At 59.0% G+C, this 11,079-nt stretch carries 11 protein-coding genes and 2 pseudogenes (2 of these 13 only partly in view); 5 read left to right on the top strand and 8 right to left on the bottom strand.

Going from position 1 to position 11,079, the window contains the following annotated elements; translation table 11 throughout:
• Both A3H92_08135 and A3H92_08130 read left to right on the top strand, forming a co-directional pair.
• Positions 1-305 (top strand): annotated as a pseudogene (locus A3H92_08135) (hypothetical protein); it begins 103 nt to the left of the window's first position.
• Between the two features lie 10 nt (positions 306-315).
• Positions 316-774: a hypothetical protein gene (locus A3H92_08130; protein OHC74764.1), complete on the top strand. Its 459-nt coding sequence runs from the start codon at positions 316-318 to the stop codon at positions 772-774.
• Between the two features lie 22 nt (positions 775-796).
• Here A3H92_08130 and A3H92_08125 read toward each other — a convergent pair whose 3' ends face one another.
• Positions 797-2,452, bottom strand: coding sequence for a hypothetical protein (locus tag A3H92_08125; GenBank protein OHC74763.1), 1,656 nt, complete (start codon positions 2,450-2,452; stop codon positions 797-799).
• A gap of 137 nt (positions 2,453-2,589) precedes the next feature.
• Between A3H92_08125 and A3H92_08120 the strand changes: the two genes are divergently transcribed.
• Genes A3H92_08120 through A3H92_08110 form a run of 3 tightly spaced genes read left to right on the top strand, consistent with a single transcriptional unit; the run spans position 2,590 to position 5,087 of the window.
• Positions 2,590-3,072: a hypothetical protein gene (locus tag A3H92_08120; protein ID OHC74762.1), complete on the top strand. Its 483-nt coding sequence runs from the start codon at positions 2,590-2,592 to the stop codon at positions 3,070-3,072.
• Positions 3,072-3,743: a DNA-binding response regulator gene (locus A3H92_08115; protein ID OHC74761.1), complete on the top strand. Its 672-nt coding sequence runs from the start codon at positions 3,072-3,074 to the stop codon at positions 3,741-3,743. The genes A3H92_08120 and A3H92_08115 overlap by 1 nt, the downstream gene beginning before the upstream one ends.
• Positions 3,744-3,746: 3 nt before the next feature.
• Positions 3,747-5,087, top strand: a complete 1,341-nt coding sequence (locus tag A3H92_08110) for a hypothetical protein (GenBank protein OHC74760.1) — start codon at positions 3,747-3,749, stop codon at positions 5,085-5,087.
• On the opposite strand, the gene A3H92_08105 is transcribed toward A3H92_08110, so the two are convergent.
• The 7 genes and pseudogenes from A3H92_08105 to A3H92_08075 all read right to left on the bottom strand — a co-directional run.
• The gene (locus A3H92_08105; GenBank protein OHC74759.1) at positions 5,084-6,103 is read right to left on the bottom strand and encodes a ketol-acid reductoisomerase; all 1,020 of its coding nucleotides are present in this window, start codon (positions 6,101-6,103) and stop codon (positions 5,084-5,086) included. The genes A3H92_08110 and A3H92_08105 overlap by 4 nt on opposite strands.
• Before the next feature lie 54 nt (positions 6,104-6,157).
• A complete protein-coding gene (locus A3H92_08100) occupies positions 6,158-6,673 on the bottom strand; it encodes an acetolactate synthase small subunit (GenBank protein ID OHC74758.1) in 516 nt (171 codons plus the stop codon).
• A 42-nt stretch (positions 6,674-6,715) separates the two neighbouring features.
• Entirely contained in the window at positions 6,716-8,488 is a 1,773-nt protein-coding gene (locus tag A3H92_08095; protein OHC74757.1) for an acetolactate synthase, large subunit, biosynthetic type, read from the bottom strand.
• 43 nt (positions 8,489-8,531) lie between these two features.
• On the bottom strand, positions 8,532-9,485 hold the full coding sequence (locus A3H92_08090) for a tRNA (adenosine(37)-N6)-dimethylallyltransferase MiaA (GenBank protein ID OHC74756.1): 954 nt from the start codon (positions 9,483-9,485) through the stop codon (positions 8,532-8,534).
• A gap of 8 nt (positions 9,486-9,493) precedes the next feature.
• Positions 9,494-9,841: a hypothetical protein gene (locus tag A3H92_08085; GenBank protein ID OHC74755.1), complete on the bottom strand. Its 348-nt coding sequence runs from the start codon at positions 9,839-9,841 to the stop codon at positions 9,494-9,496.
• On the bottom strand, positions 9,831-10,139 hold the full coding sequence (locus A3H92_08080) for a nucleotidyltransferase (GenBank protein ID OHC74754.1): 309 nt from the start codon (positions 10,137-10,139) through the stop codon (positions 9,831-9,833). The genes A3H92_08085 and A3H92_08080 overlap by 11 nt, the downstream gene beginning before the upstream one ends.
• Positions 10,140-10,205: 66 nt before the next feature.
• Positions 10,206-11,079 (bottom strand): annotated as a pseudogene (locus A3H92_08075) (hypothetical protein); it runs 366 nt beyond the window's last position.

The raw sequence follows: 11,079 nt of genomic DNA, 5'->3' as shown, positions 1-11,079 counted from the left end.
CGGAGCTGGAGCCGGAGCCGGTGGAGCTGGAGCCGGAGCTGGAGCCGGTGGAGCCGGAGCCGGAGCTGGAGCCGGTGGAGCCGGAGCCGGTGGAGCTGGAGCCGGAGCCGGAGCTGGAGCCGGAGCCGGTGGAGCTGGAGCCGGAGCTGGAGCCGGTGGAGCCGGAGCCGGAGCTGGAGCCGGTGGCGGCGCTGGGGCCGGTGGCGGTGCTGGGGCCGGAGCCGGTGGCGGCGCCGGCGGTACCGGTCTATAACTTTAAGGCAGTCGATATGTTCATTATAAGCCTGATCGAAACTTCGTCATGAAAGTCGTGTTATGAAGATAAAAATATTGCTATGGAGCGGATCGTTGGTCCTTGCGGGCGCCATATTGTTTATGGGGTGCTTTGCCGTTTATCCGTTAACGGCCGAAGCGGCGCCGCCTGAAGCGTCCGCTCCCAAAGACTCGAAGTCTAACGCAGTGCGTCAATATGAAAATACGGAAAGCTATGGAGCTATAGCCTTTTCACCCGGCACCAAACAATGGCGTATGCGCTGGAGCGTCGCCGATCAGCAGCAGGCGATTGACCTGGTTATGGCGGAATGCGGAGCGTCCGACTGCCGCCTGATTCTCGTCTATGGTTCGGGAGTATGCGGAACATTTTCCCTGGGCGCGAACGGCGCTTTAGGGGTCGGCGCCGGGATTAACGCTGCCGATGCCGTAAAAACCGCTTTGGCCGGTTGCTTCGCCTCCGGCGACAAGTGCAAGGCGGCGAAAGTGCGCTGTAACAAATAGAGCACTATCCGACCAAATTGGATCATCTGCGTTTCGATGCGGCGGCAAAGCCGGAGAGTCCCTCTTTCAGGGCGTCGAGTTTCAGCAACGCCATCAGCGGATGCTGCACGTTATCGACGCGGATTTCGTTGTTGTAGGTCTCGGTCCTGACGGCGCCTTCCACCGGGCGGCGTTTCTGGATGTAGTACATATCCATGTCATCGATAAACTGTAGTTGGCGGATGCTCCTCAACCCGCGCCGCAGGGCTTCCTGGTAACTCTTGGCCCGCGCCTGATCGCCGACGTCCAGAGCCAGACGGTAGGCATCGGCCAGACCCTCCATGTAAACCCCGGTTGATGATGCGTGCGGCGGGCCGTATTCAGGGTGACGGGGGTCGTAAAAGCGCCCCCTGAGGTCGCCGTAAGGGGCGTTACCCCACTGTTGCAGGGACAGCAACCAGTCGTTCATCTCAAAGATAAAATCCTTCAGTTCCGGGTTTCCCGTTTGAGCGTACAGCAGGACGTAAGCCTGTGTGTGCCAAGGGATAAAAGCCGGGTTCCTGTTATTACGGTGCCAATCGCGGTAATAGCCGAAGCTTTGCATAAACTTGTCAAGAAGTCCGGAATCCTTGGTCCGGGCGTAAAGGCCGGCCCAGAACAGCAGGGCTTCGCCCGGATAGAAGTTTTGATTATCGTTCTGCTCGGCCGGCTTATGGAAGGTTCTGAAAGAGCCGCCTTCGCACCACAGGCAGGCCACGCCTTTTGAAAGCAGGTCAAGGGTTTCGCCGCGCCGGGAAGTCTCATCGGGCAATTCCAGAATCGCCAGGGCGGCGAGCGCCGCCGCGCCGAGTTTTGCCTTGCCCTCGTACTCAATAACGCCGGCATCGCCGTCGACGCGGAAAAATTTTTCCAGGTTGTAATCAAGGTTGCGTTCGGCGGCCTTCAGGTCTTTAGCCGAACCTGACCGCCCGGCCAGACGAATCAGGCATAAAGTGGCCATAAATTGCCGAATCGTATTGTTTGAAGTCGCCTCTTCGCCTCGGCTGGGCCAATACTTGTAAGTCATCCGCCCGTCATCGGCCACATTGCGGAACATCCACCGGCTCATGGTTTTTATCATGTCCGCCATGGCGTCGGCGGTAATCTCTTCAGGCTCGACTATGCGGCCGCCCCTGAACATAGGGATAACCTCAACTTTAGGCCGGAGCCGGATCAGAAATTGAAAGGCGGCGAATGATTTGATGTGTCCATATATGGAATCCGGGCCTGCCTCCGGGATTTTTACGTTGTCGGCAAAGTCTTTGATGACCCCCCGAAAATTACGATTGCCGGCGATCAATGCAGTCGGCCCATGCCGCTCCGTTTGCTCCCCGATGCAAAGCTCGATTCCCCGGATGCCCCGGTGTGTATTGGCGAAAACCTTTGAAATCTTGTGTGGGGGAACAAGGCGGTAGGAATGTGTCAGGCAAAGCTCGATGGCGTCCGCATCGCCGAAACAGGCCTCGCGGCGGAGGGCGCCGAACAAGGCGTAGAGGTCGCCCTCATCGCGCCAACGCTCACTCAGCTTCCGGCCTTTGCGCCGCAGAGACAGATAGACGGGATCGGGCCAGTGGAGGGAGGCGGAAACATTCTCCCGTCCGCTTATTGCCGCCTCGATCAACGAGCGCAGGATATCGGGATCAACGGCAGTTGCGGTCATTTGTTTAGGGCTACCAAGATATTCATCAGGCATTCATCAGGCATGTGCTATTAAAGCAGGATAACAACCGAAGTTTGGATGTTTTTTTCATGAATCAAGGCGCGAGGGCAAGGCGGTTTTGGTCTTATGCGGCGGCAATGGCCGCCGTTTTGGCGTTTGCCGGCCCTGTTGTCGCCGATTCGGATTCCGACTACGAGCGCGCCCGCGCCGCCATGGAGTCAGGAAAGATTGTTCCCTTGCCGCAGGTTCTTTCAAAGGTTGAAAAGATGTTCAAGGGCGATATCCTTGAGGTCAAGCTGGAAGATGAAGGCGCGGAACATGGTCCCGGTTCCGGTTCCGATAGTGACGGCGGCGCCGGCGGCGCCGGGCTTGATCAGGAAGACAAGGGCGGCGGCGCCGGGGGGGCCGGGCTTGATCAGAAGAGCGAGGATCACGAGGATGACGGCAAAAACGAGCAAAAACAAACAAATACGGCCAAGGATTACGGCAGTTCCTTTATCATCTACGAGATCAGGCTGTTGACTCCGCAAGGCAATGTTTTAAAGATAAAAATGGACGCCAAGACCAACGAGCTTATATCAGTAAACGGGCATGACGCCGATATCGCACGGAGATTCTAATGCGGGTGCTGGTAGTCGAAGATGATCCTATACTGCTTAAGCAAATCGCCCAGGCCTTGCTGAGCGAGGGCTATTCCCTGGACAAGGCCGAGGATGGCGAGGAAGGCCAATTTCTCGGCGAGACCGAACCTTATGATGCGGTAATTCTTGATCTCGGCCTGCCCAAGGTGGACGGCTTGACGGTGCTGAAGCGCTGGCGCCAGGCGGGACTGACCATGCCGGTGCTGATCCTCACGGCGCGCGATACATGGAGCGAAAAGGTCTCCGGTTTTGACCACGGCGCCGACGATTACGTTACCAAGCCCTTCCATGTGGAGGAATTGATGGCCCGCCTCAGGGCCTTGATCCGCCGCGCCGCCGGACACGCGACGCCGGTGCTTGAGGCCGGACCGGTTCGGCTGGATACCCGTTCCGGCAGGGTGACCGTGGACGGCTCGGCGATAACGCTGACTTCTCATGAATTGAAGGTTCTCACCTATCTTATCCATCATGAGGGACAGGTAATCTCGCGCACGGAGTTGATTGAGCATATCTACGACCAGGACTTCGACCGGGACTCCAACACCATCGAGGTGTTTATCGCCCGGCTGCGCAAGAAACTGGGTTCTGACCTTATCCGGACCCACAGGGGACGGGGTTATAGCCTGGACTCGCCTACTAAGAGTAAATAGTTAGTGCCCGTAAAATCGATAAGTTTCCGCCTGATCTTCGGCGCCGCTTTGTGGATCACTATAGCGCTGATGATCATGGGTCAGGTGCTGACGGGAATGTTCCGCGACCACTTGGAGCGCGCCTTCGATACGGCTTTACACGGGCATATTGAAGAACTTCTGGCTCTCAGCGAAGTCAACAAGAAAGGTCTGGTCGTCCTCAAGCGTCACCCTGTCGATCCCCAGTTCAACAAGCCTCTGTCCGGATGGTACTGGGAGATACTGTTCTCCGGAAACAGGTTTGATCGTTCCCGCTCCCTGTGGGACCAAAAAATCCGGTTGCCTGAGGGCATGACGCCGGAACAGGAAACTTCTTTTATGGCGAAAGGCCCTCGCGGCGAACAGCTTCGCGGGCGCGCCCGCACCTTCACCATGCCCGGCGCTTCCGAGCCGTTTTCCATCCTCGTCGCCGGTCCCGTCAAGGAGATCGAGACCGCTGTTTCCGTTTTCACCAACACCATGGCCGCATCTCTGGGGGTGCTGGGAATAGGGCTGGTCGTTGCCGCCTTTCTCCAGGTGCGGTTCGGTCTGCGTCCGTTAAAGCGAATGCGCAATGTGCTGCTTGATATCCGCGCCGGACGGGCCTCGCGCATGGAGGGGGATTTCGCTTCCGAATTGGCGCCCTTGGCTAAAGAACTGAACGCCTTGCTTGACCACAATGCGGCGATCATCGCCCGCGCCCGCACCCAAGCCGGCAATCTGGCCCACGCCATGAAGACGCCGCTGGCGGTCCTCACCAACGAAGCCGACCGGCTTGATAAGGATACGGGAGACATTTTTCGCGACCAAACGGCGCTGATGGCTGAACAAATCGCCCGCCATCTGTCGCGGGCCAGGGTGGCGGCGACCCGTGGGTTGCTGGGCGCTCATTCCGACGTTCACGAAACGGCCGACCGGCTGCGCCGCACCCTGAAGCGCCTTCACGAAGAACGCGCTATCGATATTTCATTAAAAGACACCCAGCCGCTGATGTTTCAGGGCGAGCAGCAGGATCTTGAGGAAATGCTCGGCAACCTGATGGACAATGCCGCCAAATGGGCAAGCAAACTGGTAGTGGTCAGCGCCGAATATGACAAGCAAACCGGTACGCTGTACATAAATGTTGATGATGACGGCCCCGGCGTTCCCGAGGAATCTCTGTCCGTAGTCATTAACCGTGGCAAACGTCTGGACGAAACCAAGCCCGGTAGCGGCCTGGGCCTGGACATCGTTTGCGACATCGCCGAAATGTACGACGGAAGCCTGGAGTTGACCCGCTCCGCTTTAGGCGGCCTGCGGGCGCGACTGAAACTGCCGGCGGCTTAATTCTTCGACTTATCGACCAGTTTGTTTTTGCCGATCCACGGCATCATGGCGCGGAGTTTTTGGCCTACTTTCTCGATATCGTGTTCGCCGCCGCGTCGCCGCATGGCCTTGAAACTAGGCTGGCCGGCCTTGCATTCGGTCATCCACCGGCTGGTGAAGCGACCCGACTGGATGTCGTCCAGGATATCCTTCATGCGTTGCTTGGCGCCGGCGTCGATCACTCTGGGGCCGGACACATAATCGCCGAACTCGGCGGTGTTGGAGATGGAATAGCGCATGTTGGCGATGCCGCCTTCGTAGATCAGATCGACGATCAGCTTCACTTCATGCAGACATTCAAAATAGGCCATTTCCTTGGCGTATCCGGCCTCGACCAGGGTCTCATAGCCGGCCATGATCAACGAGGTCAGGCCCCCGCACAGCACCGCCTGTTCGCCGAACAGGTCGGTCTCGCATTCCTCGCGGAAGGTGGTCTCGATAATGCCCGAGCGCCCGCCGCCTACCGCCGAGGCGTAGGACAGGCCGATGCCGTGAGCGTTGCCGCCGGCATCCTGCTCGACGGCCAGCAGGCACGGCACGCCGCCGCCTTTCTGATACTCGGCGCGCACCGTATGGCCGGGGCCTTTGGGCGCCACCATGAACACGTCCAGATCAGCGCGGGGTTCGATCAGGCAGAAGTGGATGTTGAGGCCGTGGGCGAAGGCCAGCGCCGCCCCTTTATTCATGTTGTCCTTGAGGTCATGGTTGTATATTTCCGCCTGAAGCTCGTCAGGCGCCAGCATCATCACCACGTCGGCCCATTTGGCGGCCTCGCCGGGGGTCATTACCTTAAGGCCTTCGCCCTCGGCCTTTTTGATGCTTGGCGAGCCGGCGCGTAACGCCACCGCTATATTCTTGACGCCGCTGTCGCGCAGGTTCAGCGCGTGGGCGTGGCCTTGGCTGCCGTAGCCGATAATGGCTACTTTTTTGGCCTTGATCAGATCGGCGTCAGCGTCCTTGTCATAAAAAACGCGCATGATTTAATGCTCCCCTCGTGAATAGGTGTATTTCTTTTTCAGCCTTTAAGGCGTCTACATAGGATCGGCGCCCCGCGCAATAGCGGCGATGCCTGTGCGCGACACGTCGACCAGACCCAGCGGCTCCATCAGTCTGATGAACGCATCCAGCTTGCCGGTATCGCCGACGATCTCGAAAACGAAGGAATCGTTGGTGCTGTCGACGGCGCGAGCGCGGAAAATATCGGCGATGCGGAGCGACTCGACGCGATGCTCGCCTGTGCCGCGAACCTTGACCAAAGCCAGTTCCCGCTCTACATGAGCGCCCGCCAAGGTAAGGTCGGTGACCTTGTGCACCGGCACCAGACGTTCCAACTGGGCCTTGATCTGCTCGATGATCATTGCCGTGCCTGAGGTAACGATGGTAATGCGCGACAGGGCTTGCGAACGGCTGACCACGGCCACGGTCAGACTCTCGATATTGTAGCCGCGCCCCGAAAACAGTCCGGCGACGCGAGCCAGCACCCCCGCCTCGTTATCGACGAGGACGGCAATGGTATGAAATTCGAGGTCTTTGTTCGGATCAGTCACAGAAATCTCCCCAAGGGCCGATATATGCCTTAACCTGCCGGATTATGCCAGCACTACGTCCTCGTCGGCCCCTGTCGATTCCGATTCCTCGGAATTGAAAATCATCTCATTATGGGCGGCGCCGACGACGATCATCGGGAAAACATTTTCCTTCTGTTCGGTGCGGATGTCGAGAAACAGCAAACCGTCGTGGTCAAGCATTGCCTGAAGCGCCCCGTCCACGTCCTTCGCCTTTTCCACCCTGATGCCCTTGCCGCCGTAGGCCTCGACCAGCTTGACGAAATCAGGCTGCCGGTCAAACAGGGTTTGCGAGTAGCGTTTGTCAAAGAATAACTCCTGCCACTGACGCACCATGCCCAAAGCGACGTTGTTGAGGCACACAATTTTTATCGGCAATCCGTAGGCGGTGGCGGTCGCCAATTCCTGGATGTTCATCTGGATCGAGGCGTCGCTGGTGATGACGATAACCTGGGCGTCGGGGTGAGCGACCTGTACGCCGAGCGCCGCCGGTAGGCCGAACCCCATAGTACCCAGGCCGCCCGAGGTCACCAGCCGCTTGGGTTTGTCAAAGCCGAGGTATTGGGCCGCCCACATCTGATGCTGCCCGACATCGGTGGTGACGTAGGCGTTTTGGTCTTTGAGCAGCTTGTTAAGGCGGTCAAGCACATATTGGGGCCTGGGCAGATCGTTGTTTTTCTTGTAGCCGAGACAGTTGCGGGCGCGCCATCCGTCGATGGCCTTCCACCAATTTTTCAGCGCCGTCCCGTCGATCTTGGCCTTTGTCGATTCCCACACCTTGATCATGTCTTCCAGCACATGAGCGACATCGCCGACGATGGGGATATCGACAATCACGCTCTTGTTGATTGATGACGGGTCGATATCGATATGGATTTTTTTGGCGTAGGGAGCAAACTTGTCCAGCCGCCCGGTGATCCGATCATCGAAGCGGGCGCCGACGCACACGATAAGGTCGCTTTGGTGCATGGCCATGTTGGCCTCGTAAGTGCCGTGCATGCCGAGCATCCCCAGGAACTGTTTGTCGGACGCCGGGAAGGCGCCCAGCCCCATCAGCGTCAGCGTACAGGGAAGACCGGTCATGTGGGCGAACTCGGCCAGCAGTTTCGAGGCGTCGGGGCCGGAGTTGATGACGCCGCCGCCGGCGTACAGAATCGGGCGTTCGGCGCCGGCGATCATCGCCACCGCTTCCCTGATGCGCGCCATGTCGCCCTTGACCTTGGGCTGGTAGGTTTTGTGGATGACCTGTTCAGGACCGATATATTCGCCGTGCCCGATAATGACATCCTTGGGCAGATCGATAACCACCGGCCCTGGGCGGCCTTTGCCGGCGACATGGAAGGCCTCGTGAATGATGCGCGCCAGGTCCTCGGTTTTCTTGACCAGATAATTATGCTTGGTGCACGAGCGGGTAATGCCTGTGGTGTCGGCTTCCTGGAAGGAGTCGTTGCCGATCATGCTCGTCGATACCTGACCGGTGAAGCAGACCAGCGGCGTGCTATCCATCATGGCATTGGCCAGGCCGGTTATGGTGTTGGTGGCGCCCGGTCCCGAAGTGACCAGGGCGACGCCGGTCTTGCCGGTGGAGCGGGCATAGCCCTCGGCGGCGTGTACGCACCCCTGTTCATGGCGGCACAGGTAGTGGCGTATGTGGTTCTGCTTGTAAATCTCATCGTACAAGGAGAGGGTGACGCCGCCCGGATAGCCGAAGATTACGTCCACGCCCTGATCCTTCAAGGCTCTGAGAACGATCTCCGCTCCGGTCATTTTTGTTTCCGGTCGTTTTGTTTTGGGCATAGCCCCGGTCCTTATTCGGCGTGGTTACGGGCTTTCTAATGGCTTATGATTGCGTGGTCAATAGTGAATTGCGAATAAATGAAAAGATATCAGCCTTGATACTTTCCGAATATTGCGCGGAATAGGTTTCCGCCCGGCAGCCTATATCCTGATGGCGCAACCATGTGAGTTGCCGCTTGGCGAAATTGCGCGATGCCCGCTTGGCCTTTTCCACCGCTTCGGCGAGAGTCAGCAGGCCTTCCAGATGGGCCAGCAGTTCCGATGCGCCCAGCGCCTTCATGGCGGGAAGGTCTTTGTCGGCTCCCATGAGGGATCGCGCCTCGTCCAGCGCCCCTGCCGCGATCATCCTGTCGAAGCGGGCGTCGATGGCGGCGTAAAGATCGGCGCGGGGCGGCGTCAGCACGACGGCGGCGAACTCGGCTTGCGGCAGGGGCGGCGCGGCGGGCATGTCCTGCCATTGGGACAGTTCCCGGCCGGTCGCCTTCACCACCTCGAAAGCACGGGCCAGCCGTTGAGGATCGGAAGCGGGAATACGCTCCGCGTCCTGCGGCGATAGTTTACGCAGTTCCTCGCGGAAGGCCTCCGGCCCCAGGCGTCGGAGAAGTTCGCGGGCTTCCCGGCGCACGGCGTCGGGGATGGCGGGGATGGAAACCAGCCCCGTGATCAGCGCCTTCAGGTAAAGTCCGGTTCCGCCGGTGATGATGGGCAGCAGGCCCCGGTCCCACGCCGCCTCGATCTCGGCCTTCGCCATCGCCGTCCAGCGCCCCGCCGAGCATGTCTCCGTCGCCGCCAGCACTCCGAACAACCTGTGCGGAACCCGCGCCATGTCGTCCGTGGAAGGCCGGGCGCTGAGGATGTTAAGCTCCCCGTAGACCTGCATGGAATCGCCGTTGATGACGACCCCGTTGAACTCCAGCGCCGCATCCGTCGCCAGCGCCGACTTGCCGGAAGCCGTCGGGCCGGTGACGATAAGGACGAAAGAGGCGGGCGGTTTCATCCTTGCGATTAGTCGGCCAATCGCCGGACTTCCGCTTCCACGGCGGCGCGGAGCGCCTCTATACTTTCCTGTACGGTATTCCAGACTATCATTTCATCAATAGAATCGTAATCATGTCTTATTTTATTGCCGATACCGGCGGCGGCGATCCGATCAATGTCGGTGTTTCGCTTTTTAATTTCGTCAGGCAGTTTGCGCACTGCTTCGGAAATAACAAGGATTGCACGTTCAACGGCATAGACCGTCTTGATATCGGCGACAAAGGATTCCGCCGTCATGCCCGATACGAATCTTTTGATTAATTCAATGTTTTCGATGATATCCTGAAGACGTTGGCGGGGGTTCTTAGAAGGCATTGACCGCCTCCGCGATGATGTTATCACGCAGAAACGGTTTCAAGGTTTTACGGTTTACCATATCCACCGGGAAACAAAGTATTTCCTCAAGGCGGGACTGAAGTGTCACATAGTCCAGCAAGGTCAACTCGGCATCCGGGTCCAGATCGACCAGAACATCAATGTCGCTGTCAGTCCTTGCCTCGCCGCGCACGATAGAGCCGAACACGGCGGCGTGAGCAATGCCTTGCCGCCGAAGATCATCAGCGTGAGACGAAAGTCGCTTGATCGCAGCGGCGAGTGAAATAACCGTACTCATAACTCTATTCTGCCGGATTTCAACGTTCTATTAAAGACATAACAATAGAGTAAGGTCCGCCGTCCGTTACAGCATATTGCAGACCAGTCCGTCGGCCAGCTTAGGCTCGAACCAGGTGGACTTGGGAGGCATCACTTCGCCGGCCTCGGCCACCGCCATCAGATCATCCATGGAGGTGGCGAACATGGCGAAGGCCACCGCCATCTCGCCGCTATCGACCCGCGCCGCCAACCCCTTCAGTCCGCGCATTCCGCCGACGAAGTCGATGCGGGAATCGGTGCGCTGGTCGCCGATGCCGAGGACCGGCGACAACACCAGATCATAAAGCAGGCTGACATCCAGCTTTTCCACCGGATTGACGTTCGCGGGCGGCTGATGGCGCAGAGTCAGCAAGCGCCAGCGGCCTTCCAGGTAAAGGCCGAATTGGCCGGGAGCGGCGGGCCGGGCCGGTTCTTTGACATTCCTGATGTCGAAGTTGACCTCCAGCCTGTCAATAAACTCCGCCGCCGTCAGGCCGTTGAGGTCGCGCACCACTCTGTTGTAATCGAGTATCTGCATTTCGTCCTTGGGGAAGGTGACCACCATGAACGAGTTATAGGCCTCGTCGCCCCGATGGGCCGGGTTGGCTTGACGCATGGCCGCCGCCACCCGCGAGGCCGCCGCCGAACGGTGATGGCCGTCGGCGATGTACAGCGCCTTGACGTCGGCGAAGGCGGCGGTAAGGGCCGCCACCCATTCCGGCCGGGAAACCACCCACAGCACATGGGTGACGTCGTTGTCGGCGACCGTCTCAAGGTCGGGCGGCAGGGCGCACGCCAGCCTGATGATAGAGGCGGCCTTGGCGTTGGGCTGATGGGCCAGCATCACCGGGCCGGTCTGGGCGCGTAATGTCTCTATGTGCCTGACCCGGTCGTCTTCCTTGTCGGGGCGGGTGAACTCG

The organism is Rhodospirillales bacterium RIFCSPLOWO2_02_FULL_58_16 (assembly GCA_001830425.1).
Classification (GTDB): Bacteria; Pseudomonadota; Alphaproteobacteria; order Rhodospirillales; family 2-02-FULL-58-16; genus 2-02-FULL-58-16.
The sequence above is the reverse complement of the archived record's forward strand: the minus strand, read 5'-3'. Positions and strand labels throughout refer to the sequence as shown.